At 66.7% G+C, this 23,755-nt stretch carries 30 protein-coding genes; 18 read left to right on the plus strand and 12 right to left on the minus strand.

From position 1 onward, the window contains the following. Positions 1–77: 77 nt before the first annotated feature. Genes C0J29_RS08770 through C0J29_RS08785 form a run of 4 tightly spaced genes read left to right on the plus strand, consistent with a single transcriptional unit; the run spans position 78 to position 3,788 of the window. Positions 78–1,544, plus strand: coding sequence for an aldehyde dehydrogenase family protein (locus C0J29_RS08770; RefSeq protein ID WP_120792067.1), 1,467 nt, complete (start codon positions 78–80; stop codon positions 1,542–1,544). Continuing rightward, the gene (locus C0J29_RS08775; RefSeq protein WP_120792068.1) at positions 1,541–2,344 is read left to right on the plus strand and encodes an SDR family oxidoreductase; all 804 of its coding nucleotides are present in this window, start codon (positions 1,541–1,543) and stop codon (positions 2,342–2,344) included. Before C0J29_RS08770 ends, C0J29_RS08775 begins: the two co-directional genes overlap by 4 nt. Before the next feature lie 5 nt (positions 2,345–2,349). Next, positions 2,350–3,156, plus strand: coding sequence for an NAD(P)-dependent oxidoreductase (locus C0J29_RS08780; protein ID WP_197748248.1), 807 nt, complete (start codon positions 2,350–2,352; stop codon positions 3,154–3,156). Continuing rightward, positions 3,156–3,788, plus strand: coding sequence for a TetR/AcrR family transcriptional regulator (locus C0J29_RS08785; RefSeq protein ID WP_065047101.1), 633 nt, complete (start codon positions 3,156–3,158; stop codon positions 3,786–3,788). Before C0J29_RS08780 ends, C0J29_RS08785 begins: the two co-directional genes overlap by 1 nt. Positions 3,789–3,797: 9 nt before the next feature. On the opposite strand, the gene C0J29_RS08790 is transcribed toward C0J29_RS08785, so the two are convergent. Beyond that, complete coding sequence (locus C0J29_RS08790) at positions 3,798–4,448, minus strand: TetR/AcrR family transcriptional regulator (protein WP_120792070.1); 651 nt, start codon at positions 4,446–4,448, stop codon at positions 3,798–3,800. A gap of 140 nt (positions 4,449–4,588) precedes the next feature. On the opposite strand from C0J29_RS08790, the gene C0J29_RS08795 reads away from it, so the two are divergent. The 4 genes from C0J29_RS08795 (at position 4,589) to C0J29_RS08810 (ending at position 7,355) form a co-directional block, all read left to right on the plus strand. Further along, entirely contained in the window at positions 4,589–5,377 is a 789-nt protein-coding gene (locus C0J29_RS08795; protein WP_120792071.1) for a spirocyclase AveC family protein, read from the plus strand. A gap of 105 nt (positions 5,378–5,482) precedes the next feature. Continuing rightward, on the plus strand, positions 5,483–5,977 hold the full coding sequence (locus C0J29_RS08800; protein ID WP_065045613.1) for an LppP/LprE family lipoprotein: 495 nt from the start codon (positions 5,483–5,485) through the stop codon (positions 5,975–5,977). Between the two features lie 137 nt (positions 5,978–6,114). Then, positions 6,115–6,969: a lytic transglycosylase domain-containing protein gene (locus C0J29_RS08805; protein WP_242460391.1), complete on the plus strand. Its 855-nt coding sequence runs from the start codon at positions 6,115–6,117 to the stop codon at positions 6,967–6,969. Then, on the plus strand, positions 6,966–7,355 hold the full coding sequence (locus C0J29_RS08810; protein ID WP_065045615.1) for a VOC family protein: 390 nt from the start codon (positions 6,966–6,968) through the stop codon (positions 7,353–7,355). The genes C0J29_RS08805 and C0J29_RS08810 overlap by 4 nt, the downstream gene beginning before the upstream one ends. A gap of 10 nt (positions 7,356–7,365) precedes the next feature. On the opposite strand, the gene C0J29_RS08815 is transcribed toward C0J29_RS08810, so the two are convergent. Next, positions 7,366–7,590 carry a hypothetical protein gene (locus tag C0J29_RS08815; RefSeq protein WP_065045616.1) on the minus strand — a complete coding sequence of 75 codons (225 nt, stop codon included), beginning with the start codon at positions 7,588–7,590 and terminating at the stop codon, positions 7,366–7,368. 82 nt (positions 7,591–7,672) lie between these two features. On the opposite strand from C0J29_RS08815, the gene C0J29_RS08820 reads away from it, so the two are divergent. Both C0J29_RS08820 and C0J29_RS08825 read left to right on the plus strand, forming a co-directional pair. Further along, on the plus strand, positions 7,673–8,572 hold the full coding sequence (locus C0J29_RS08820; protein WP_174814830.1) for an oxygenase MpaB family protein: 900 nt from the start codon (positions 7,673–7,675) through the stop codon (positions 8,570–8,572). Positions 8,573–8,585: 13 nt separating this feature from the next. Continuing rightward, positions 8,586–8,831 carry a hypothetical protein gene (locus C0J29_RS08825; RefSeq protein WP_065045618.1) on the plus strand — a complete coding sequence of 82 codons (246 nt, stop codon included), beginning with the start codon at positions 8,586–8,588 and terminating at the stop codon, positions 8,829–8,831. On the opposite strand, the gene C0J29_RS08830 is transcribed toward C0J29_RS08825, so the two are convergent. Further along, positions 8,828–9,268 carry a hypothetical protein gene (locus C0J29_RS08830; protein WP_120792073.1) on the minus strand — a complete coding sequence of 147 codons (441 nt, stop codon included), beginning with the start codon at positions 9,266–9,268 and terminating at the stop codon, positions 8,828–8,830. The genes C0J29_RS08825 and C0J29_RS08830 overlap by 4 nt on opposite strands. A gap of 61 nt (positions 9,269–9,329) precedes the next feature. Further along, complete coding sequence (locus C0J29_RS08835) at positions 9,330–9,830, minus strand: winged helix-turn-helix transcriptional regulator (RefSeq protein WP_120792074.1); 501 nt, start codon at positions 9,828–9,830, stop codon at positions 9,330–9,332. Positions 9,831–9,911: 81 nt separating this feature from the next. Between C0J29_RS08835 and C0J29_RS08840 the strand changes: the two genes are divergently transcribed. From C0J29_RS08840 to C0J29_RS08855, 4 genes are read left to right on the plus strand one after another with little or no spacing between them, the layout of a single operon-like run. Next, positions 9,912–11,039 (plus strand): acyl-CoA dehydrogenase family protein, encoded by a 1,128-nt coding sequence (locus C0J29_RS08840; RefSeq protein ID WP_065045623.1) that lies wholly within the window; start codon positions 9,912–9,914, stop codon positions 11,037–11,039. After that, positions 11,036–12,010, plus strand: a complete 975-nt coding sequence (locus C0J29_RS08845; RefSeq protein WP_120792075.1) for an LLM class F420-dependent oxidoreductase — start codon at positions 11,036–11,038, stop codon at positions 12,008–12,010. Before C0J29_RS08840 ends, C0J29_RS08845 begins: the two co-directional genes overlap by 4 nt. Then, positions 12,007–13,017 (plus strand): NADP-dependent oxidoreductase, encoded by a 1,011-nt coding sequence (locus C0J29_RS08850; RefSeq protein ID WP_120792076.1) that lies wholly within the window; start codon positions 12,007–12,009, stop codon positions 13,015–13,017. The genes C0J29_RS08845 and C0J29_RS08850 overlap by 4 nt, the downstream gene beginning before the upstream one ends. Before the next feature lie 44 nt (positions 13,018–13,061). Next, on the plus strand, positions 13,062–13,514 hold the full coding sequence (locus tag C0J29_RS08855) for a universal stress protein (protein ID WP_065045626.1): 453 nt from the start codon (positions 13,062–13,064) through the stop codon (positions 13,512–13,514). Here C0J29_RS08855 and C0J29_RS08860 read toward each other — a convergent pair. The 3 genes from C0J29_RS08860 to C0J29_RS08870 are packed head-to-tail and all read right to left on the minus strand — an operon-like array spanning position 13,491 to position 16,678. Then, on the minus strand, positions 13,491–14,573 hold the full coding sequence (locus tag C0J29_RS08860; RefSeq protein WP_120792077.1) for an NAD(P)H-dependent amine dehydrogenase family protein: 1,083 nt from the start codon (positions 14,571–14,573) through the stop codon (positions 13,491–13,493). The two genes, C0J29_RS08855 and C0J29_RS08860, sit on opposite strands and share 24 nt — an antisense overlap. After that, the gene (locus C0J29_RS08865) at positions 14,574–15,653 is read right to left on the minus strand and encodes an NAD(P)H-dependent amine dehydrogenase family protein (protein WP_065045628.1); all 1,080 of its coding nucleotides are present in this window, start codon (positions 15,651–15,653) and stop codon (positions 14,574–14,576) included. It lies immediately after the preceding gene. Further along, positions 15,650–16,678, minus strand: a complete 1,029-nt coding sequence (locus C0J29_RS08870) for a Rieske 2Fe-2S domain-containing protein (protein WP_065045629.1) — start codon at positions 16,676–16,678, stop codon at positions 15,650–15,652. Before C0J29_RS08870 ends, C0J29_RS08865 begins: the two co-directional genes overlap by 4 nt. 84 nt (positions 16,679–16,762) lie before the next feature. Between C0J29_RS08870 and C0J29_RS08875 the strand changes: the two genes are divergently transcribed. Then, positions 16,763–17,479, plus strand: a complete 717-nt coding sequence (locus C0J29_RS08875; RefSeq protein WP_242460392.1) for a TetR/AcrR family transcriptional regulator — start codon at positions 16,763–16,765, stop codon at positions 17,477–17,479. On the opposite strand, the gene C0J29_RS08880 is transcribed toward C0J29_RS08875, so the two are convergent. Continuing rightward, entirely contained in the window at positions 17,441–18,700 is a 1,260-nt protein-coding gene (locus C0J29_RS08880; RefSeq protein ID WP_242460393.1) for an IS30 family transposase, read from the minus strand. The two genes, C0J29_RS08875 and C0J29_RS08880, sit on opposite strands and share 39 nt — an antisense overlap. 144 nt (positions 18,701–18,844) lie before the next feature. Between C0J29_RS08880 and C0J29_RS08885 the strand changes: the two genes are divergently transcribed. Next, positions 18,845–19,846, plus strand: coding sequence for a tocopherol cyclase family protein (locus C0J29_RS08885; protein WP_242460394.1), 1,002 nt, complete (start codon positions 18,845–18,847; stop codon positions 19,844–19,846). A gap of 64 nt (positions 19,847–19,910) precedes the next feature. Continuing rightward, positions 19,911–20,840, plus strand: coding sequence for a DUF808 domain-containing protein (locus C0J29_RS08890; protein WP_120792079.1), 930 nt, complete (start codon positions 19,911–19,913; stop codon positions 20,838–20,840). Here C0J29_RS08890 and C0J29_RS08895 read toward each other — a convergent pair. Next, complete coding sequence (locus C0J29_RS08895; protein ID WP_174814831.1) at positions 20,837–21,286, minus strand: GAF domain-containing protein; 450 nt, start codon at positions 21,284–21,286, stop codon at positions 20,837–20,839. The two genes, C0J29_RS08890 and C0J29_RS08895, sit on opposite strands and share 4 nt — an antisense overlap. A gap of 31 nt (positions 21,287–21,317) precedes the next feature. Here C0J29_RS08895 and C0J29_RS08900 point away from each other — a divergent pair, with 31 nt between their 5' ends. Next, complete coding sequence (locus C0J29_RS08900; RefSeq protein ID WP_065045635.1) at positions 21,318–21,545, plus strand: hypothetical protein; 228 nt, start codon at positions 21,318–21,320, stop codon at positions 21,543–21,545. Here the strand turns inward: C0J29_RS08900 and C0J29_RS08905 are convergent. Genes C0J29_RS08905 through C0J29_RS08910 form a run of 3 tightly spaced genes read right to left on the minus strand, consistent with a single transcriptional unit; the run spans position 21,521 to position 23,713 of the window. Then, a complete protein-coding gene (locus C0J29_RS08905; RefSeq protein ID WP_120792081.1) occupies positions 21,521–22,975 on the minus strand; it encodes a protein adenylyltransferase SelO in 1,455 nt (484 codons plus the stop codon). The genes C0J29_RS08900 and C0J29_RS08905 overlap by 25 nt on opposite strands. A gap of 20 nt (positions 22,976–22,995) precedes the next feature. Next, complete coding sequence (locus tag C0J29_RS32765) at positions 22,996–23,139, minus strand: hypothetical protein (protein WP_156298402.1); 144 nt, start codon at positions 23,137–23,139, stop codon at positions 22,996–22,998. 7 nt (positions 23,140–23,146) lie between these two features. Continuing rightward, positions 23,147–23,713, minus strand: coding sequence for a hemerythrin domain-containing protein (locus tag C0J29_RS08910; protein WP_065164528.1), 567 nt, complete (start codon positions 23,711–23,713; stop codon positions 23,147–23,149). Positions 23,714–23,755 lie beyond the last annotated feature (42 nt).

Genomic DNA, 23,755 nt, shown 5'->3' on the forward strand with positions numbered 1-23,755 from the left:
TAGGCACCACTTGCTTAATGAAGTCAAGTGCCTTAAAACTAAGTAATACGTCTTAATCGCGGAGCTGGAGGATTGCGATGACCGTCGACCTGAGCGTTCCCGTCGTGCATCTGCACATCGGGGGAGAGGCGCGCACCGGCGGCTCGGGCGGGGTGCACCAGCACGTCTATCCCGCGACCGGTGAGGTGCAGGGTCCGGTGCCGTTGGCCGGCCCGGACGACGTGGACGCCGCCGTCGGAGCGGCGCACCAAGCGTATGCCCAGTGGCGGGCCTGGCGGCCGTCGGAGCGGGCCCGGGTGCTGCGCCGGCTGGGAGAGCTGATGGAGCGCGACGCCGCCGAGATCGCCCGGCTTTCGGTGCTGGACAACGGAATGTCGGCCGGCATGAGCCAGCCTTTGGTCGCCATCATGGCCAATTGGACGTCGTACTACGCCGGTTGGGCCGACAAGGTGGAAGGACGGGTTACGTCGTTCCCGGCGAACCAGCGCGAGCTCGGCTACTCGATGCCGGAACCCTATGGCGTCGTGGGAATCATCCTCACCTGGAACGGGCCGGTCGTTTCCGTCGGCATGAAACTGATCCCGGCGCTGGCGGCCGGAAACACCGTCGTCATGAAACCTTCCGAGCTGACCCCGTATGCGACGGAACACCTGATGGGTCTCGTCAAAGAAGCCGGAATCCCGGACGGGATCGTGAATCTCGTGCTGGGCGGACCCGAGACGGGGGACGCCCTGGTGCGTCACCCGCTGGTCAACAAGGTCAGCTTCACCGGCGGTCCGGCCACCGCGCGCAAGATCCTGACGCGCTGCGCCGAGTCCCTCAAACCGGCCGTGCTGGAACTCGGCGGCAAGTCCGCCAACGTGCTCTTCCCCGATGCCGACCTGGATACGGCGGTCGCCGTCAACGCATTCAGCGTATTGGGCACCCTGGCCGGACAGGGATGCGCAATCCCGTCGCGCATGATCGTGCACAACGACATCTACGACGACGTCGCTGATCGCGTGCTGGCGATCGTGTCCGGCATGCGATGCGGTGACCCGTTCGACCCCGCGACACTCATCAGTCCGGTGGTGACTCGTGAAGCGCGGCAACGGATCCTGGCCATGATCGACCGGGCGCAGACCGACGGAGCGAAGCTGCTGGCCGGTGGCCGAGTCCCCGATTACCTGTCCCGGGAGTGCTCCGACGGCTTCTTCGTGGAGCCGACCGTCTTCGGCGACGTGGAGCCCGATTCCGAACTCGGCCAGATCGAGGTGTTCGGGCCGGTGCTGTCCCTGATGCGGTTCGAGACGGAGGAGCAGGCGATCGCGATCGCGAACTCGACCGAATACGGCTTGGCCGCTTACGTTTACACCAAAGACATCGACCGGGTGCAGCGGCTGGTGTCCGCGCTCGACGCGGGCGGTGTTTACGTCAATGGAGCCAGCCCCGTCACCGGTTGCGAGCTTGCCTTCGGCGGCGTCGGCATCTCCGGCTACGGCCGCGAAGGTGGCGAGGAGGGATTGTTCGAGTTCCTGCGCACCAAGGCGGTGGGGATCGCATGAGCAAGCCCCTGAAGTTGAACGGAGCGGTCGCGGTGCTGACCGGGGCGGGCAGCGGCATCGGTCGGGCCACTGCGGTCGAATTCGCGCAGCGCGGCGCCCGGGTGGTGGTGAGCGATCTGTCAGCGGACCGCGTCACCGAGGTCGTCGAGGAGATCACCGCCTTGGGCAGGCCGGCGATCGGGCTGCCCGTGGACGTGACCGTCGAACGCGATCTCGAGAATTTGCGTGACGCCGCCCTGCAAAGGTTCAGCCGGATCGACGTGGTGATGAACAATGTCGGCGTGCTGGCCGTCGGCGCGCCAGAAACGTTGCCCGACGAGGCGTGGACCCGCACCATCGACGTCAACCTGTTCAGCATCGCGCGCAGCAACCGGGTGTTCCTTCCCGGTCTGATCGCGCAGGGCAGCGGCCATGTGATCAACACCGCGTCGGCCTCCGGGTTGCTGGCGTACGGTTTCGACCGGCTGCCCTACGTGGCGTCCAAGCACGCGATCGTCGGGCTGTCCGAGGCGCTGGCCGCCTACCTGGGCCCCAAAGGCGTTGGGGTGACCTGCCTTTGCCCGTCCGGAGTGATCACGAACATCCTGGAAGGCATCACGGTGTACGGCGACGCGGCTCCGACCCCGCTGGCGCCGGCGCACCAGATCGTAGCCGCAGAGGATGTCGGGAACCTCACCGCCGACGCGGTGGAGACGGGGCGCTTCCTGGTGGTGACGGCCCCGGAGGTGCACGATGCACTCATGCGTCGCGCCACCGACATCGAGGCCTACATCCAGGCAAGCATCGAGGCACAGGGATGACCGGCCTGCGGGTCGGATTCGTCGGTCTGGGGTCACAGGGCGGTCCGATGGCGCGCCGGATCGTCGAGGACGGGTTCCCAACGACTTTGTGGGCGCGCCGCCCCGAGTCCCTCGAACCGTTCGCCGACACCGGCGCCGCCGTGGCCGCCGATCGTCGTGCGCTCGGAGCCGCATCGGACGTTTTGTGCCTCTGCGTAATTGGTGACTCGGACGTCGACGAGGTGTTACGCGGCGACGACGGTGCGCTGGCCGGGATGGCGGCCGAGGGGATCGTGGTGATTCACAGCACCGTCCATCCCGACACGTGCCGGCGGCTGCAGGCCGACTTCCCGCACCTGCACGTCGTCGACGCCCCGGTGTCGGGCGGGGGGCATCTGGCCGCGGCGAAGGCTCTGCTGGTGATGGTCGGCGGCGACGACGGCGCGGTCGACCGTTGCCGGCCCGTGCTGGAGACGTTCGCGAATCCCCTTGTCCACCTTGGTGGTCTGGGCGCCGGGCAGGCGGCGAAGCTGTTGAACAACGCTCTGTTCAGTGCCCAGCTGGGACTGGCCGCCAGCGTCTTCGCCGTCGCCGACCGACTCGGGGTGGACAAAGACGCCCTGAACACGGTGCTGTCGAAGGGCAGCGGCCGCAGCTACGCAGCGGAAGTGATCGGCAATTCCGGGCACAGCCTTGCGGTGATGGCGCAACTGGCGGGCTCCCTGCTGGCCAAGGACGTCGACCTGCTCGCCGACCTGGTCGGCCGTGATTCCGCTGAGGTGGTCCGGGTGGCGGCCAATACCATCGACGCCATGGATCTCGGCGCCCGGTGATGCCCAGCCCGCTTCCGGCGACCGCCCTGCAATTGTTGTTGGCGGCCGAGCGGCTGTTCGCCGAACACGGCCTGGCCGGGGTCTCGTTGCGGCAGATCTCGGTCGAAGCCGGATCGTCGAACAACTCGGCCATCCGCTATCACTTCGGCTCGAAAGAAGACCTGCTGCGCGCGATCTTCACCTACCGCCTCGGGGATCTGATGCAACGCCGCGCGTTGCTGCGGGCCCGGGCGCGGCCCGATGATCTGCGGGCGCAGTTGGAAGCGCACGTCGTGCCGCTGATCGAATTGGCGGAATCGCCGGACAGTTCCTACGTGTCGTTCATCGACCAACTGCAGCGCACCGGCCAGGTCGAGGTGTTCCTCCGGCAGGCCGACGCGATGAAGTCCCAGGACGAATTCGTTTCCGGGATGCAGCGGCTGCTGCCGCACATCCCGGAACCGGCGCGCTCGCTGCGCATTCAGCAGGCCCAGGATCTCGCGGTCCACCTCGCCGCCGAACGGGAACGCGCCGTTCGGCGCAACGACGCCGTCGTACCCTTCGCGCTTTTCGTCGCCGGGGTAGTGGACGGCCTTTCCGGATTCCTTGCCGCGCCTGCCTCCGCGGAGACGCAGCAGCTGCTCACGCGGTAAGGCCGCGGTTCAATTGCGCCGGTGCAGGAATCCGTGCAGGCTCGCCTGCACCAGTTCGTCGACGATCGCGTCGCGCGAGGGTTGCTGGTCGCCGAAGAACGCCGAACGCAGCGCCACCATGCCGACGATCATCGCCACCGTGGAGTGCGCCGGCAGCTCCGGGCGGGCAGAACGCAGACCGCGTAACTGCATGCCTTCGCTGCTGATTCGACCGAGCACCGCGATGGCCGCCCGGATGTCGCCGATGCCGGCTTCGGCGATCTCTTCCTCGCTGAAGGCCTCCGATGCGGCCAGGGTCAGCAGCAAGCCCCGATGTTCGACGATCACGTCGTAGAGCTGTCCGACGAAATGACGCGCCAGTTCGTCTTCGTCGGTTTCCTCGGGCACCACCTGCTGCCAGGTCCGGCCGAATTCGTCGACGAAACTCGTGAAGGGAGCGACCAGGGCTTCGCGGAAAAGGCCGGCCTTGGAGCCGAAGTTGCGGAACAGCAGGTACTCGGTGACCCCGGCGGCCGCGGCGATCTCGCGCGTGGTGGTGCTGCGATAGTCCTTGCGCGCGAACAGCTCCCGGGCGGCGTCGAGCAGGAGCCGGCGCGGCTCGCCGCGGGCTCGGCGGACCGCGGCCGGCTTCGGCTCGGTGGGGCGCTGGGGCACGATCATCGACGATAGTCGCGCTTGACCACGCTCTTAAGATAGTGTCCACTATTAATTGTGGGCGCAGTCATCATGCTCGGCTCGCTGTTCGGGCTGATCTTTCTGATCTACGGCGTGGTCATCTACCTCGATCCCGAAGCCCGGCGATGAGCGCCGGGCTGTCCCCGTTGCTGACGGGCGCGGTCATCTTCGGCTGGGGCAGCGGCATCGTTTTCACCGCGGTCGGCGTGTATCTGAGCATCCGTCGCCGCCGCCTGCATCCACTGCTGTTGCTCTGCATCTCGGCGATCTCGTTCTCCTGGATCGAAGCGCCGTACGACTGGGCTATGTACGCACAGTTCCCGCCCGCGCTGCCGCGGATGCCGTCGTGGTGGCCGCTGAACATGACCTGGGGTGGGCTGCCGTCGTCGGTGCCGGTCGGCTACATCGGCTATTTCGTATTGCCGGCCACCATCGGGGCCGCGCTCGGGCAACGGTTGAGCGCGCGGTTCGGAACGCGCAGACCGACCACCCTTCTCACGGTCGGCCTCGTCGTCGGCTTCTGCTGGGCGTTCGTCTTCAACGCGTTCATCGGCGCCCGGCTCGGAGTCTTCCATTACGGCTATGTGATCCCCGGACTCGCCGTCTTCGAGGGGACCACGCACCAGTATCCGATCTACGACTCGCTGGCGATGGGCGTGCAGATGATGGTCTTCACCTACCTGCTCGGGCGCACCGATTCGGAAGGCCGCAATGTCATCGAGGCGTGGGCCGACAGAAAGACGAGGGGTTCGCTGCACTCTGCGCTGCTGTCCATCGCCGCGGTCGTGATCGTCGGAAACGTGATGTACGGCGCCGTCTTCGCACCTCATCTCGCGACCAAACTGGGCGGGTGGGTGACGTCGGGCCCGACCGGGCAGCTGTACCCGGGCGTGCCCAACCAGCCCGCGCCCTAACCCGCCGCGTTGGTCACTTCTTCGACACAATCTCATCGCGGTCCTACCAGCTGGGATGCAATCAGCGCGACGATTGAATGCATCCGACGAGGAGGCAGTGTTTCGATGCGAGCAGTTGTCCTGAGCGCGCTTATCGCCGTGCTCTGCGTGTTGAACCCGCTGGCATCGACCGCCCGAGCCGACCCGACCACGACGTGCGGGGTGAACCTGAACGCGCCCCAGATCGAATCGGCGCTCGGCTCGTTGCCGGCGCTGCCGCAAGGCTCGGCTTGGGATCACAACGTGAAGAGTTTCGATCCGAGCAGCAACTACAACCCGTGCGCGACGCTGTCGACGGTCATCATCACCGTCGTCGGGGCCACCGGCAGCTCGCCCGACCTGGCGTTGTTGTTCCACAAAGGCAGCTACGCCGGCGTGGCCACGTTGAAGGCGTACGCGTTCACCTCTCTGAATGCGGCCAAGACAACGGATGACACCGTTGCCCTGGACTACAAGGACGGCAGGGAGGTGTGCACGGCGTGCCCGGGACCGACCACCACGGTGCGCTACCAGTGGCAGAACGATCACGTCGCGATGCTGGACCCGGCGCCCGCGTGGTGACCCCGGTTCGGGTGCGCGGACTCTCGAACGTAAAGATGTAGAGCGGAACACTCGCGCGGGCCGCTGACGCCGACCCGCACATCTGCGTTGAGGTCGACATCATGGACGTTCGCCGCCGGTACTCGCACAGTTATGTAATGCGCTGTAGCGCAGCCCTTTTGGTTACGCTGGCCGTGTTCGTATCACCCGGGCACGCGGCGGCGGCCCCGCTGCCCACGCAGCCGGCACTGGCCGCCGAACCGGCGCTGCTGGCCCGCGACCTCGTAGCAGACGAGCAGGCCCTGCGCGACCCGTCGTCGTCGGACGCCGTGTTGCAGGCGGCCGCGCTTCGTCAGCAAGCCGCCTACCGCGCCATCGGGCGCCACCCCGAGTGGGAGCCGATCGTGCGGCCCGTCATTCCCGCATCGCTGGTCGGGATCTACGACCTCAACGTCGACGCGCGGCATCACCTGATGGCCCTGAACGCCGGAGAAGCCAAACCCACCCTGCCCGCATGGCGCATTGACGCCCCGGCACCGCTGGGCGAACTGGTCGGCGACTACCAGGCCGCGGCGGCAGCCACCGGAGTCGACTGGACCTACCTCGCCGCGATCAACATGGTCGAAACCGACTTCGGCCGCATCAACGGTGTCAGCACCGCCGGAGCCCAAGGCCCCATGCAGTTCCTGCCGTCGACCTTTGCCGCGTACGCCGAGGGCGGCGACATTCACTCTCCGCGCGACAGCATCATGGCGGCGGGCCGGATGCTCGCGGCCAACGGCTTCGCCGGCAATCACGACGGCGCCGTCTACAGCTACAACCACTCCAGCAACTACGTCGGTGCCGTCAAGGACTACGCGGCCGCGATCGGCGCCGACCCGGCGGTCCTGCCCGGCTACCACCGCTGGGACGTCTACTACCTGACCACCTCCGGTGACGTGCTGCTGCCCGTCGGGTACCTGGCATCCGAGCGGATTCCCGTCGGCGACTACCTGGCCGGTCACCCGCAGTGAGGATCAATCTGACCAGCATCCTCGTCGACGACCAGGACAAGGCGCTGCGGTTCTACACCGAAATCCTCGGTTTCACGACGAAGGCCGACATCCCGATGGGCGGGGCCCGCTGGATCACCGTGGTGTCACCGCAAGACCCGGACGGCACCGAACTCGTCCTGGAGCCCGACAGCCATCCGGCGGTCAAACCGTTCAAGGAGGCGCTGGTCGCCGACGGCATCCCCTTCACGTCCTTCGCCGTCGACGACACCCAGGCCGAATACGAGCGATTGACCGGTCTCGGCGTGCGCTTCACCCAGGAACCCGTTGCCATGGGCCCGGTTATCACCGCGGTGCTCGACGACACCTGCGGAAACCTGATCCAGATCGCGCAACTGACCGGATGAGCCGCTCGGCTCAGGTCATGCACACGTTGGAGAACAGCAGGACCGGCCAGGACACGATCGATCCGAGGTAGGACACGACCAGGTCGGCGCCCTGCATGTGCTGCAGGTGCGCCGTGTGCGTCGACGACCACACCACTCCCACAACCAGATACGGCACGCCGAGCATGACCGCCAGCCCCAGCAGTTCGGCGACGGTCAACTTGTAGTCGAGCAGGTTGCGAAGTCTGGTCAGCATCGGTGCCCCCTCTGCGCAATGCGCCCTGACGGTTACGGCTCGGTGATATGTTAATGCTGATTCCTGGTCGGGGGTGACTGAAATGCGTGCTTCGCATCACGAGACTGAACCGCCCGTGCTTTCGCTGGCCGACACGCGGATCCATGCGACTCGGCAAGCCGCCCGGTGGAGCGGCGGCTCGGTGGACATCGGCGAAGCGATGGACTTCTGGGCCTTTGCCGCGGGGGCGGCGAACGTGATCATGCAACTGTCCTGGCCCGAGGTGGGCCACGGCGTGGTGGAATCGAAGGTCGACTCCGGCAACCTGCTCAAGCACCCGTGGAAGCGGGCACGCACCACGTTTCAATACCTGGCCGTCGCGGTCTTCGGGTCACAGCGCGACCGCGACGCGTTTCGCGAGGCCGTCGACGGCGCGCATCGGCACGTCCGGTCCGCGCCAGAAAGTCCGGTGCGCTACAACGCCTTTGACCGCAACCTGCAGATGTGGGTGGCGGCCTGCCTGTTCGTCGGGCTGGAAGACACCTACCAACTGCTGCGCGGACCGATGACCGAGGAACAGGCCGAGCAGTTCTACCGCTCGGCCGCGACGCTGGGCACCACCTTGCAGGTTCGCGACGATCAGTGGCCGGCGACCCGAAAAGCGTTCGACGCGTACTGGATTGACGCATGCCGGCGCGTCCGGATCGATGATGTCGTCGGCGACTATCTGCACGACCTGATTGACCTGCGGATGATCAACCCGTTGCTGCGGTTGCCGTTTCACCGACTGCTGAAGTTTCTGACCACCGGCTTTCTCGCGCCGGTCTTTCGCGACGCGCTCGGTGTCTCCTGGAGAGACGCCCAGCAGCGCCGGTTCGAGCGGCTCTTTCTCCTGGTGTCCTTCGTCAACCGTTTTCTGCCGCCGTTCATCCGACAAGGCGGTAGCCACCTGCTGCTCGCCGACGTGCGCCGCAGGGTGCGGCGGCAACGTCCGCTGATCTGAGCGAGGGGCTGACATGGAGCGACTCCGGCGGGTGCTCGGCCATCAGGTCAGCGTCGGGGCACTCATCGAGCTCGCGATCTGGATGGCGATCCCTTACCTGGTCGTCGGCTTCGGGTGGGCGTTTGTGCATCCCGGGCAGGTCGAGCAGATCGAGATGCGTATCGCGAAGGTGATGCCGGTGGGCGCCGACCTCGCGGCGTTCGGAGCGACGGCGTTGCTATGGCCGGCGTCGCTGGAACTCGCCGAAGCGTGTCACTAGAACGATTTCACGTTGTCGATGCTGACGAACATGCCGTGGCCGGTGCCGTCATTGGTGAAGCGGGTGCCGTCGCTGGTGGGAACGATCGTCCAGCCCAGGACGTGGTAGGTCTGGCCATAGTTCAGCACCATGTCGTTCTGCGGCGTCCCACCACCGCCGAGGTTGGCGTTGTTCCAGCTGAAAGCGCCTGACGCGCGGATTACGGCCTCGTCGAAGTGCTCGCCGTACGGACCGACCGGTGCCTGCGCGAAGCCCGGTCCGTGTTCGCAGGTGACCATCGAGTCGCCATCGTTCAGTTCGGCGGAGATGACGATGCAGCGCACCGCGCCGGACTGCGTTCGCACGTACTGGCGGCCGGCACCAGGATCGGCGGATGCCGACGGCGCGATCCCGACGAGCAACGTGAAGGCCCCCAGAATTGCTGCCACGCGGACCATGTCGCCTCCTCGGCGCCGACCCTACTCTGCTATCGCAGGCGCTATCACGTTTTGGACGGCATCATGCCCGGCCTTCCGGGTGCTCAAGTGACGGATGTGAATCACCGGAGAATCCCGGTCCCGCCTCGGGCGTCACGTTGCGCGCGGTGATCTCCTCGCCGCAGTGCGCGCAGATCAGCCGCGGTTCGGCCACCTCGCCACAAGTATGGTGCCGCAGCACAATTGGCGGTCCGTCCGGATTCGGGAGGTGCTCGTCACCCCACCGCATCAACACGACGACCACGCCGAACAGATCGTGTCCCACCTCGGTGAGGCGATACTCGTAACGTTCCGGATCCTGCGAATAGCGCACCCGCTCAAGCAGTCCCGCATCGACGAGCATCCGCAGTCGCGACGACAAGGTCGGCCGCGGAATGCTGAGGTTGCGGGCGAGCTGACCGAAGCGCTGCACACCGAAGAACGCCTCACGCAGGATCAGCAGTGTCCAGCGCTCGCCCACCAACTCCAGCGCGCGGCCGACCGATTCGCCCTGGAAGCGGTGGGACAAATCGGCGGCCGTCATAGTTCAGTCACTGTACCGGTTCAATAACTGAACCGCACGTGGTAACTTGACTGCACCGTCACCATCACCCGGGAGCCGCCGATGAAGAACGCAGACACCCCCGAGGTCCTCGCGGAGAAGATCGCACTGTCGGCCCGCGACTTGGCGCCCGAAATCGACCGAGAGCGCAGGCTTCCGCCCGAACTCGTGGCCCGTCTCAACGAGGCCGGCATGCTGCGCGCCACCATGCCGCGCGAGGTCGACGCGCTCGAACTGTCGCCGCCGACGGCCCTGCGGTGCGCCGAGGCGATCGCACGCGGAGATGCGGCGACGGGTTGGTGTGTGTCGATCGCGATCACCAGCGCGTTGCTGGTGGCCTACCTTCCGGACGGCGCCCGAGACGAAATGTTCGGCGGCGGACGGGGTGTCGCCGCCGGGGTGTGGGCGCCGCGCGGCAAGGCGAAGTCGGTCGACGGCGGCGTGGTCGTGTCGGGGCGCTGGCCGTTCTGTAGCGGAATCACGCACGCGGACATGCTTTTTGCGGGCTGTTTCGTCGACGACAGCCGGGTGCCGTCGGTCGTCGCGCTGCCCAAAGCTGACTTGCGGGTCCTCGACAACTGGCACACCCTGGGTCTGCGCGGCACCGGCAGCCACGACACCGTCGCCGAGGAGGTCTTCGTGCCCGCCGACAAAGTGTTCTCGGTGTTCGACGGCCCGGCCGTCGACCGGCCCCTGTATCGCTTCCCGGTGTTCGGGTTCTTTGCGTTGTCGGTCGCCGCGGCCGCGCTGGGCAATGCCCGTGCCGCGATCGACGACCTCGTCGAGTTGGCCGGCGGCAAAAAGGGACTGGGGTCGACGCGCACCCTGGCGGAGCGATCGGCGACCCAGGCCGCGGTGGCGACGGCAGAGTCGGCACTGGGTGCGGCCCGCGCGCTGTACTACGAGGCGACCGAAACCGCCTGGCAGGCCAGCCAGCAACCCGACCCCGTACCTGTCGCCCTGCGCAACCGCCTGCGGCTGGCGGCCACCCACGCCGCCCGCACCTCCGCCGACGTGGTGCGCAGCATGTACGACCTGGCGGGCGGCACCGCGATCTACGACACTTCGCCCCTGCAACGCCGGTTCCGCGACGCGTTCACCGCGACCGCCCACTTCCAGGTCAACGAAGCATCCCGCGAACTGCCCGGCCGCCTGCTGCTCGACCAGCACGCCGACACCTCGATGCTGTGACGAAACTCGAAGTCGTCCTGCCGTTTTGGCTGGACCGGCCGGACCGTGAAGCATTGGAGATCGCGCGGACGGTGGCGGAATCCGGTTCCTCTGGTTTCGAGGCCCTCTGGATCGGAGAGATGGCCACCTACGACGCGTTCGCGCTGGCGACCGCGATCGGGCTGCGCGCATCGGAGCTGCCCCTGAAGATCGGACCGCTGGCCGTCGGCGTCCGCGGCCCGGTCACCCTGGCGCTGGGCGTGAGCACCGTCGCCTCGCTGACCGGCAACCGCGTCGACCTCGCCCTCGGAGCCTCCAGCCCGGCGATCGTGACCGGCTGGCACAACCGCAGCTGGTCTGACCACGTCCCGGTGATGCGGGAAACCATCGAATGCCTGCGGCCGATGCTTGCCGGCGAGCGCGTCGAGTACGACGGCCGGCACGTCAGCAGCCACGGTTTCCGGCTGCGCAATCCCGTCCCGGAGGCGCGAATCGCGTTGGGCGCGTTCGGCCCCGGCATGATCGCGCTGGCGGCGCGGCAGGCCGATGAGGTGGTGCTCAACCTGGCCTCGCCCGCGCGGGTGGCCCAGGTGCGTCAAGCCATCGACCACGCCGCGGCCGGCCGGCCCGCCCCTCGCCTCACGGTGTGGGTGCCGGTCGCGCTCGACCCCGGCCCCGGCGCGCACGCGCAACTCGCCGGTCAACTCGGCGTCTATCTGGCGCCGCCCGGATACGGGGAGATGTTCAGCGCGTTGGGTTTCGGCGATCTGGTGCAACGGGCCCGGGCCGGCGCCTCCCGCCGCGAACTGGCCGCCGCCATTCCCGTCGAGCTGCTCGACACGGTGTGCGCGCTGGGTTCCGCGAGCCGGATCGCGCAGCGGCTGCGCGCGTACCGGGAGGCCGGGGCCGACTGTGTCGCGGCGGTGCCGGGCACCGCCGAAGATCCCGGCGGCCGTAGGGTTCTCACCGCATTGAGTCAGGAGATGCCATGACGCTGACGAACACCGTGTGCCGGCTGGCCGCCCGTCCGGTCGGCCTGCCGAAACTCTCCGATTGGCAGATCGACGAGGTACCCGCCGCGGCGCCCGCGGATGGCGAATTTCTGGTGCAGGTCGAGTACCTGTCCGTCGATCCGGCGATGCGAACCTGGATGAACGCCGGACGGTCCTACGTGCCGGCGGTGGAGATCGGCGAGGTGATGCGGGCCGGCGGCATCGGGCGCGTCGTCGAGTCGCGGCACCCGGATTTCGCGACCGGCGACGAGGTGTTCGGCACCTTCGGGGTACAGCGCTACGCGGTCTCCGACGGGCGCGACGTGACCCCGGTCGACACCACCCTGGCGCCCGCTCCGGTGCATCTCGGCGCGCTGGGTATCAGCGGGTTGACCGCCTATTTCGGGCTGCTCGACGTGGGCCGGCCGCAGCCCGGCCAGACCGTGGTCGTTTCGGGTGCCGCCGGGTCGGTCGGTAGCATCGCCGGCCAGATCGCCCGCATCAAGGGGTGCCGCGTGGTCGGCATCGCGGGCGGCGCAGACAAGTGCCGCTGGCTGGTCGAGGAACTCGGCTTCGACGCCGCGATCGACTACAAGGCGGGCGACCTGCGCAAGCAGCTGAGAACGCACGCCCCGGACGGCATCGACGTCTTCTTCGACAACGTCGGGGGAGCGACCCTGGAAGCCGCGCTGTCCCGGCTGGCCCGCGGCGCCCGCGTCGTCATCTGCGGCGCCATCTCGCAGTACAACGCCGACGACGAACTGCGCGGACCGGCGAACTACATGCAGCTGTTGGTCGCCCGCGCGTCGATGACCGGCTTCGTCATCTTCGACTACGCCGACCGGTACCGCGAAGGCGTTGTGCAACTGGCGGATTGGCTGCGCAGCGGTGAGCTGCGTTCGCGTGAGCAGGTCATCGAAGGCAGCGTCGGCGATTTTCCCGAGGTGCTGCTCGCCCTGTTCCGCGGCGACAACACCGGCAAACTGATTCTCGCGCTCGATTCCTGAAGCCGAGGGGTTTGATTTGGGCCGATGACGGCTAGATACCTGGTATGGGCAAATATCAGGTCGTGGTAGTCGGCACTGACGGGTCGGACACGTCGTTTCGCGCTGTCGATCGCGCCGCGGCGATCGCAGCGGAAGAAGGGGCGAAGCTGATCGTGGCTTCGGCGTTCCTCGACGAGGACGGTGACCGCGGCGGGACCGATCCGGATCAACTGCGCACCGTGGAATACCGAACCCAGGGCAACGCGCCCGTCTACGACATGCTGCGCGCCGCCGCCGACCGCGCCAAGGAGGCCGGCGCCTCCGACGTCGAGGAGCGCGCGGTGGCAGGTGCGCCGGTGGACGCGCTGGTGCAGCTGGCCGAAGATGTCGACGCCGACCTGTTGGTGGTGGGCAATGTCGGCGCCAATTCGATCGTCGGGAAGGTCATCGGGTCGGTTTCGAAGGCAGTCGAACGCAAGGCGAAGACCGAGGTGCTAGTTGTCGAGACCGACAGCTGAACAGCCAAACCCGGTGTAAGAGCTGATAAGTGGCAGCCGGGCCGTAGTCGCAAACCCGGCCGGGGCGGCGCAGACCGCCGGCACCGCATTGAGCACCTGCATGGCCGTGGCGACGCTGGCCGAGCGGACGTGCTCCGCCATCGAGGCGGTGCGGGCGAAGCTGGCCAGCGCGAAGAAGTGGGCGCGCATGGACGGGTCGCCTTCGATCGTCAGCGTCCAGCCGTGCTCGGGTTTGGGCCAGTGCGGCGGATATTCGCCGCCGACCGTCCACAACGTCTCAATCTCGATCAAGGTCTTGCCGCCGCGTCGGCCGGACCATGTCCACCGCTGGCCGGCGGTGGTGCCGGCGCGCAGTAGGTGCTCGAAGACCTGATGGTCCTCCCGGGCCGGCACAGCTTCCACGTCCGCGACCACTTCGTCGATGCCGGCGCGCAACTCATCGGCGAGAAACCAGACCTGCTCCTCAAAGATCGAGCTGTTGAAGGCCAGGAATTCGCTTGCGGTGGGACTGATCTGATCGACCGGCTGACCAAAAGCCATGTTGTCGAACGTGATTGACGTGCTTTCGTACACCGACCAGTCCGCGCGCTCCTGCAGGGTGATCTTGTCGATGGTGCGGCTCATGCCCGACAGGGCCAGGGGCAAGACGCCCGACAGGTTGCCGGGATTGAGACCGCTGCCGTGTATCGAGGCATTGCCGGTCCGGCAGGCCGCTGCCAGCCGGTCCCGGTCGCCGGGCGGGATGCGCCGCGGATGAAACAGAAACGCGGTCGTGACAACGTTTTTGCCGCCGGCCAGTAGGGCACACACCTCGTCGAGTCGGGCGATGCGCGGCGTGTACAGCACGCAGTCGGCGTCGAGAGCCAGCACCTCGTCGACGTCGGTGGTGGCCAGGACACCGATGGGATCGCGTCCGGCCAGGGTGCCGACGTCGACGCCGTTCTTGTCCGCGGAGTAGACCCGGGCACCGACGATCCGCATGCCGTGGCCGTGGTCGAGAATCGCGGTGAGCATCTCGCGGCCCACCGCGCCGGTGCCCCAGGCGATGACGCGGAGCATCTAGATGTTGAACCGGCCGGCGAATGCGCGCAGCGGCAGGTCGGCGCTGGTGAGCAGTCCCGGGGGAGCGGCGACCACCGACTTGATCGAATTCAGCGCCGGCAACCCGGTGACCGTCATACCGATGGACGCGAAGTTGTCAGGGTTGGACAGATCGACGCCGGGCTTGGGAAAGATCATGTGTTTGTTGTAGATGCACGGGTCGCCCTTGATCTGAGTGATGTAGCAGCCCTTGATATCCCAGTTGGGATCGGTGTGCGGGGTCATCTGCCACTCCAGATGCGTCTCGACCCGCGGCACTCCGTCCACCATGCCCTGGTACTTGATGTAGTTACCGCCGAGCGAACCTTTCGGCAGCGTGTACCAGCCCAGGTCAACATCCTTGGTGCAGGCGCCGAGTTCGTAGTCGAACTTCACCTCGTCGAGGCGCAGGTCGAAGCAGTCGGCCATCATCAGCACGCTGTCGGCGAACACGCGCGTGTACTTCTCCAGCTTGCCCGGAATGGACGGATCATCCACGGGCAAGCCGTAACCCACCTCGATCCAGGTGTCCTTGGAGTGATGGCACGACACGTCGACCGACTCGATGGTGGTGACATTCTCGATCTCGGCCACATCGGCCGAACACACCACGCCGAGGATCTGGTTGACGCCGGGGTTCATGCCCGTCCCGTAGAACGTCGAGCCGCCCTTCGCGCAGGCCTCGGCCAGTAGCTGGGTGACCGGTTTGCCGGAGTGGTGCGGATGGTTGCGGTCGCGGTGCCAGCCGGTGATCCAGTCCGCGGTGGTGACGATATTGATCCCGGCCTCAAGCACTTTGACGTAGAGGTCCTCGTCGGGGAACACGCCGTGAAATGTCAGCACATCGGGCTTCGCGGCGATGATCTCCTCGACGCTGCCGGTCGCCGTGACGCCGTTGGGCGCCAGTCCGACCAGCTCGCCGACGTCGCGGCCGACCTTCTCCGGTGAGTAACAGTGCACCCCAACGAGTTCCAGGTCGGGGTGGGTGGCGATGCGCTTGATCATCTCGGAACCGACATTGCCGGTGGCGACCTGGAAGACCTTGATCGGGGGCGTCATGGCTGTGCCTTTCCGGAGCGGCTGAGTTCGGCGGCGGTGCCGCCCTTTCCATCGGGGTAGAACTTCTTGGCCCAGTTGCGGATGGCGGTGAAGCCCGCGTACTCCGCGTTCGCTAGTGCCGGCGGGTCGGAATACCGCTGGTGCGCCCAGATGTGCACGTCCTGGCTGAACTGCCGGATTACTTCCTCACCGAACATGCGGGCCTTGTCTTGAGCCCTTTCGTCGTCACGGCCCGGGACGCGGCCGATGTAGACCATGAACCGGACGTCGGACGTGCGCTCGTCGACCGGCGTGATCGCCGAGATGGTGCGGTTGTCGACCATGCCCCAACTGCGGGTGACGGCCACCCCGAGTCCGCCGTTGATCGCCTCGACGCCGCTGCGGACATCCTCGATGCTCTGTTGGTCGTCGCCCTCGAAGGTGATGGTGAAGTCGACGTAGGACACCGGGTCGTCGAAATCGTGCCGGGTGAAGATCGGCACGATGGGCGTGTTGTGGACGTACTTGAAGTGGGCGAAGTCCACTCCGTTCTCCAGCACGTACTGCGGGTGCAACTCCAGGCCCTGCCGGAACAGCCGCTGCTGCGGGTAGTAGTCGGCCGGCTCACGACCGTCGGTGAAGTCGGCGAAGATGTCGGGCGCGTCGAAAAACGGTGCGCGGCCTTCGATGTCGTGCCAGATGTAGACCGACTCATTGCGCTCAACCACCGGATAGGTGCGAATGCGGCGGCCCTTGTTGGGGCGGTCCTGATACGGGATGCAGACGTTGCGGCCCTCCCGGCTCCACTGCCAGCCGTGGAACGGGCACTGCAATACCTCGCCGACCACCTTGCCGCCGTAGCCCAGATGAGCGCCCAGATGCTCGCAGTACGCGTTCATCACGGTGATCTGTCCCGAGTCGGCGCGCCAGGCGACCATCTCCTGGTCGAAGTACTTCATCGTGTGGACGTCGCCGATGCCGATCTCGTCGGACCACGCCACCTGGAACCAGCCGGTGGGTTTCATCGACAACGGCGGCTTCGCCATACACACGGTCCTCTCGATCCGATCATCAAGCACTCTATGAAAAAGTCATAGATGAGTCAACGAAACCGTGTTTGCCGCGTTACGATGCGGGATGTGGCAGTGGCGGACAGCGCGAATCGCAGGGCCAACAAGCGTGGGTTGGCTACGCGGGAGGCGATGCTGCAGGCCGCGGTGACCGCCCTGGCGTCCGGTGATCCCGGAGCGGTGTCGGCGAACCGGATCGCCAAGCAGATCGGCGTTACCTGGGGCACCGTGCAGTACCAGTTCGGCGACGCCGACGGGTTCTGGGCGGCGGTGCTGCACCATACGGCGCAGCGGCGGGCCAACGTGTTCGCCAACCCCGACACCGGGGCGTCATTGCAGGAGCGGGTCGCCGACATCATCGACACCCTGTACGACGGGCTGACCGCCCCGGACTCGCGGGCGATCGAGAATCTGCGCGCCGCGTTGCCGCGGGAGCCCAGCGAGCTGGACCGGCTCTACCCACACACCGCCGCGGAGCTGCGGTCGTGGGGGCAGGGCTGGCATGCGACGTGTCAGAAGGCGTTCGCCGATCTGCAGGTCGATCCGCAGCGGGTCCGGGAGATCGCGACGCTGATCCCCGGGGCGATGCGCGGCCTGGTGTCGGAGCGGCAGCTGGGCAGTTACGCCGATCTCGACGAGGCGCGGCGGGGGTTGACCAACGCCATCGTCGCCTACCTGGCCGAGTCGGCCGGGTCGGTTCGTCGAACGTGTCGACAGGGCGAGAATCCAGCGGTGGTCTCAAGCGGTGGATGCAACAGTGGGTGGGTTGGACAGTAGTTCGTCGAGGGCTTCGGCGGGGGTTTTCCAGTCGAGGGTTTGTCGTGGTCGGTTGTTGAGTTTGGCGGCGACGTAGTCGAGGTAGTCGGCGGGAAACACAGACAGGTCGGTGCCTTTGGCAAACCACTGGCGCAGCAGTCCATTGGTGTTTTCGTTGGTTCCGCGCTGCCATGGTGAATGGGGGTCGCAGAAGTAGATGTCGAGCTCGGTGGCCGCGGCGATCGCCAGATGGTTGGCCATCTCCTTGCCCTGGTCCCAAGTCAGCGTGCGGCGCAGGATGGCTGGCAGTTGGGCCATCTTGGCGATGATGGCTTCTTGGACGGCCAGCGCCGAGTGGTTGCCGGGAAGGTGCAGCAGCAGGGTGTAGCGAGTGGCGCGTTCGACCAAAGTACCGATCGCTGAGCCCGATTCGGTGCTGCCGATGATCAAATCGCCTTCCCAGTGGCCAGGTACTGCGCGGTCAGCCACCTCGGGTGGGCGCTCGCTGATATTGATCATGTTCGGGATGCGCCCACGGCGCTGCCCGGGACTGCTGCGGGGTTTACGCACCGCGCGTCCCGTGCGTAGGCAGCGGTGGATGTCGCGGCGCAGATGGCCGCGTCCTTGTATATAAATCGCCTGGTAGATCGCTTCGTGAGACACATGCATCTCCGGATCGTCAGGAAAATCGCGTCGCAGCATTGTCGCGATCTGGCCAGGACTATGAAAGTCGTCTAACCGAGTCTGCACCTCATCGCGTAACCGTTGACTGGCGGCCAGCTTGCTGCGCTTGGGGCGACGCACACGCTGATCGGCACGTGCCTGCGCCACCAACGCCCGATACGGGACCTGGGAGGTCTTGCCGCTCTGCCGCGCTCCAAAGGCTTCTTTGCGCCGGTAACCCGATTTACGTCCGTCATAGAGATTTCGCGTGCCGTTGAGATCGATCTCCCGCTTGATCGTCGATGCTGGGCGCCCTAACCGCTTGCCCATCGACTGCAACGACTCGTTCGTTCTGACACCGATTTCGATCTCCACCCGCTCCACAAACGTCATTCGAGGTCGCGGACCAGAGGTCTTCGGTTCACACAGCCGTGGTTTCACCCCACCAGCATCAGCAAACCAGGTCAACCCGCAGCGCTCCGACATGCCAACAGCCACCCCAGCTTCCGCCGGCGTACAACCAGCACCGATATGACCCCAGAACTGGCGGACAGAAGACCGCAATGGCAGAAGGTTCACAGCAACACTCCTAATCAGATGTGTTGCATCGATCCCTTGAACCTAGGACCCGATTCTTGACCGTGGGAGCACGCTCGGTGACTCGGGGAGCCGGCCGGGGCCTCCGCGGGTTCAATAGGCAGGGTGTGGGGTACCAAAGTTGGTGTGAATGTCGTGGGTTCTGCAGCACGCACCGGGATCGGACTGGTCCCAGGTCTCGTGTCGCTCTATCGGCGGACGGGCGCCGACGTGCCGTTCGGGGATCCGGTCCCGTCGCACGGCACCGAAATGGAAGGCTGGTTCTGGCGGCTCTCCCACCAGGACGAGGGACGGGTCGTGGTCGCCCTGTGCAGCGCCAACCGGCAATCTGACGGCGACTGGTCGACGGCCGCGATCGCGCTGCACCCCGGCGGGGTGGTGCGCTCGGCAGCGGTCGAGGGCGTCACGGCCAGTCAAGCGCGGTTCAGTGTGCAAGCGGAATCGGGCGGGAATCTGATCGACGCCGGCGGCGAGCGGCTCCGGATGGTTCTCGGCGACACCGCGGTCGACCTGAAATTTCACGATGCGTTCCTGTGGCCCAAGCCATTCGGTGGTGGCGGAGTTTTCTCCTCGGTGCCGTTCCTCAACCAGTACTGGCACCCGTACCGGCTGGGCGGCAAGGCGTCCGGCACCGTGACCCATCAAGACCAGCGCTGGGAATTCACCGACGCCAAGTTGTACTGCGAACGAAACTGGGGAGCCGGCTTTCCGCTGCGATGGTGGTGGGGGCAGGCCCACGACTTCGGCGACGCCGACGTGTCGGTGGCGTTCTCCGGCGGCCTGCTCGAGTTGGGACCGCTCAACCGCGATGTCACCGGAGTCGTTGTGCGACTGGGTGATCGGGTCATACGCATCACCCCACCGGCGCTGGTGTCGTCCAGTTGTGACGTGCAGCGGTGGCACATCGACGCCCGCACCCTGCGTTACCGCGTCGAACTCGAGGGGCGCGGCACGCCGGACGGACCGCACGTGCTGCCCGTACCCCTGCCGGCCGAGCGCCGCAACATCGACACCGACTACGAATATCTGGCCGGCACGCTGCACTGCCGGGTGCGGGAATGGGGGCGCGTGATCTTCGAGGGCACTTCGACATTGGCCGGCCTCGAGGTCGGCAGCCGGCCTTCCTGATGGACGCGGTGATGAGCCGAACCACGGCCGGCCCGGTACGCTGCAACGCCATGAGGCAGACGCGATGAGCGCGGGTCTGTTCGGCCTTCTCGACGATGTGGCGACGCTCGCGCGACTGACCGCCGGCTCGCTCAACGGCGTCGGGCCGGCCGCGGGCCGGGCAACCGCGAAGGCCGCCGGCGTCGTCATCGACGACACAGCGGTGACGCCGCAGTTCGTCGACGGAATCTCGGCCGAGCGCGAGTTGCCGATCATCAAGCGCATAGCGCTGGGATCGCTGCGCAACAAGATCCTGTTCATCCTGCCGGGTGCGATGCTGCTCAGCCAGTTCGCGCCGTGGCTGCTCAGCCCGATCCTGATGCTGGGGGCCACCTACCTGTGTTACGAAGGCGCCGAAAAGGTTTGGAGCAGTCTGCGCGGTCACGGCGACGGCGACGAGCAACCGGAGAACGAGCGCCACGTGGTGGCCGGCGCGATCCGCACCGACTTCATCCTGTCCGCCGAGATCATGGTGATCGCGCTCAACGAGGTGGCCGATCTGGCGTTCGTGCCCCGGCTGGTGATCCTGCTCATCGTTGCGCTGGTGATCACCGTCGCGGTGTACGGCGTGGTCGGCGGCATCGTGAAGATGGACGACGTCGGCCTGCATCTCGCCCAGACGTCGTCCCGGGTCGGCAGGGCGGTGGGCCGCGCCCTGGTGGCCGGGATGCCGAAACTGCTGTCGGTGCTGTCGGTGGTCGGGACGGTGGCGATGCTCTGGGTGGGCGGTCACATACTGTTGGTGGGGGCAGATCAGCTGGGCTGGCACACGCCGTACGGGCTGGTGCACCACGCCGAGCAATGGGCTCACCATGCGGCGGCGGCGCTGGGCGGCGTACTGGGTTGGTTGGTCAATACGGCGGCGTCCGCGGTGGTCGGATCCGTGGTCGGAGCGGTCGTCCTGGCTGTCGTGGCGGTATTCCAACGCGTGCGGCGCGCACGCTCCAAGGCTTAGCGCTCCGGCCGCCGCCCGTCCCAGATCTGTTGTGTCTCCTGGCTGACCGACGGGTGATGAGTCTGCTGGAAGTTGCGGCCACCGCGCCGGAACGTTGCTGTCACCGCGGCCGGCACCTCCGGCTCCAGCAGCGGCTCGGCCAGCCAGGTACAGGGCCGCACATGCACCAGGTCGGCGGCCACCGCCTCGTCGTCATCGTCCCGGAGGTACGGCCCGTCGAGCCGGCCGAGCCAGAACAATCCGTCCTGGTCGCGGGTCCAGACGAAGGAGCCGTCGGCCGCGGCGGCGAAGCGGTCGACCCGGCGGGCCAGACGTTCCGCTTCGGCCGGGGTGCCCGTCGGCTCCCCGAAGCCGCACAGGCCCATCCGGCGGGCGCGCTCAAGAGTGGCTGCCGGGTCGATGACGTCGCTGCGGGATCGCATCGGAGCGCGGTAGACGTCGGCCATGCTGCCCATTGTGCGCGATATGCTTCCGACGGTGTCCACCTTCAAGCGCTACCTCGTCATCCAGGCGATGGTGTTCGTGTGCGGCATCGTCGGCCCGATCTTCCTGATCATCTTCTTCTCTGCCCCAACGGATCCGCAGATGAAGTGGGCCTACTGGTGGGGCCTTGTCATCACGTACATCGACATCATGATCGCGATCGGGATCACGGCATCCACCGAGGAGAACACCCGCGCTCAGGTGCCACAGAAGGTTCGGTAGACGCCGAAGTCGGTGGGCGCCGGCGATGCATACCGCTGCAGCCCGGGCCGCTCGGTGTACGGCGCGCTGACCGCCTCCAGAAGTTGAGCGAGCGGGCCGAGGTCACCATCGGTCGCGGCGGTCAGCGCCTCCTCGACGAGATGGTTACGCGGGATGTAGATCGGATTGACGCGGTCCATCGCGTCGGCGTCCGGTCCCAGGGCCCGCCAGCGCCGCGCCCAGTCGTCGAACCGGGCGGGATCGACGAACTGTCCCCGGGCCGGTTCGTCGTCGCCTCGGGCGGCCGTGGCCAAATGCCGGAAGAACGAGGTGAAGTCGACGTGGCTCTCCTGCAGCATGGGCAGCAATTCGTCGAGCAACGGCAGGACGGCGTCCACGTCGGTGGCCACGCCGAGCTTGGCGTGCATACCCGCAAGCCACGCGGAGTGGTAAGCGTGGAATCCGTCGAAGGCGTGCTCTATCAACGCAATTGACTCGTTGACGTCGTCGCCCAGCAACGGCAGCAGCGTCTCGGCGAACCGGGCCAGATTCCAGGCGGCGATCGTCGGCTGATTGCCGTAGGCGTAGCGGCCCCAGGCGTCGATCGAGCTGAAGACGGTGTCCGGGTCGTAGGCCTCCATGAACGCGCACGGCCCGTAGTCGATGCTCTCGCCGGAGATCGTCATGTTGTCGGTGTTCATCACCCCGTGGATGAACCCGACCAGCATCCAGCGGGCCACCAGCGACGCCTGCGCCGCGACGACGGCTTCGAACAGCGCGAGGTAGGGGTTCTCGGCGTGCGCCGCCTCCGGATGGTGGCGGGCGATGGCATGGTCGGCCAGTCGGCGCAGCAGGTCGAGATCACCTGTGGCAGAGGCATATTGGAAGCTACCCACCCGAAGGTGGCTGCTGGCGACGCGGACCAGCAACGCGCCCGGCAGCATCGTCTCGCGGGCCACCGGTCGCCCGGTGGCCACCACGGCCAGCGACCGGGTCGTCGGAACCCCGAGCGCGTGCATCGCCTCGCTGATGATGTACTCGCGCAACATCGGCCCGATGGCCGCCAGGCCGTCACCGCCACGGGCGAACGGTGTGCGCCCGGAACCCTTCAGGTGCAGATCGCGCAACCGCCCGTCGGCATCGGTGAGCTCGCCGAGCAGCAGGGCGCGCCCGTCTCCCAACCGCGGCACGTAGCCACCGAACTGATGCCCGGCGTAGGCCTGGGCCACCGGCGCGGCGCCGGTCGGCACCAGGTTGCCCACCAGGAACCGCAGGCCGTCAGGGCTGCCCAGCCAACTCGAGTCCAGACCGAGCTCATCGGCCAACGGCTCATTGAGCACCAGCAGCCGTGCCTCGGGCGGCACTTCCGCCTGCCACGGAACCGCCATCTCGGGTAGTTCGCTGGCAAAGCGGTTCTGCAGGGTGATGGTGATGTCGGGGGTAACGCTCACTTGTCACACACTACGGAGAATCACCCGTCCTCGTTGATGGCCAAACCTTCCGGCGGAGGCGTGGAGTACGCGGGGTAGGCAGGCGGCGACACGATGCTGTCGTCGCCGTTCTCGCTGTCCTGGTCCTGAGTTTGCGGGTCGTTCGGTTCCTCGGGGTGGCTCATGGGTCTCCTAGCTGACGGCTTGCTTGATCAGGTCACGCGCGCGGTCGAGCATCGACGCGAACGGGCCGACGGCAAAGTTCAACTTGGCCGATTCCACGCCGGCGTGCGGCCGGGTCGGTGCGATGGCTTCGGCAAGTTTCACCGCGGTTCCCATCCGCTTGAGTTCTTCGGGGCCCATGTCGGCCTGCAACTGCTCGAACTCTTCGAGTTCCTCATGCTCAGCGTGGGCCAGCACGGCTTCCCGCAGCTTCGTCAACTCGTCGATGAACTCCTGCGAGGTGATGTCGAGCCCTTCGATCTTCGACAGCTGCTCTTTAGCGGAGTGCTCCTCGGCCAGCAGGCTGTCGACGATCGCGTCGCCCGAGTCGACTTCGCGCCGCGCGCGCGGGTGCACAAACATCTCCTCGGCGGTCTCGTGCACTGCCAGCAGTTGACGCAACTCGATGAACGGCTTCTCGCGGGCTTGCGGATCCGTCGCGAGCAGCACCTGGTCGAACATGTCCTCGATCAGGTCGTGCTGGGCTTTGAGGAAGGCGATGACCTCTTCGGGCGTTTCAACAATCATTTCGGACATAACAAATAAACCTCCGGTGAGGGGGCTCGGAAAGGGCGGGCG

The organism is Mycobacterium paragordonae (genome assembly GCF_003614435.1).
GTDB lineage: Bacteria > Actinomycetota > Actinomycetes > Mycobacteriales > Mycobacteriaceae > Mycobacterium > Mycobacterium paragordonae.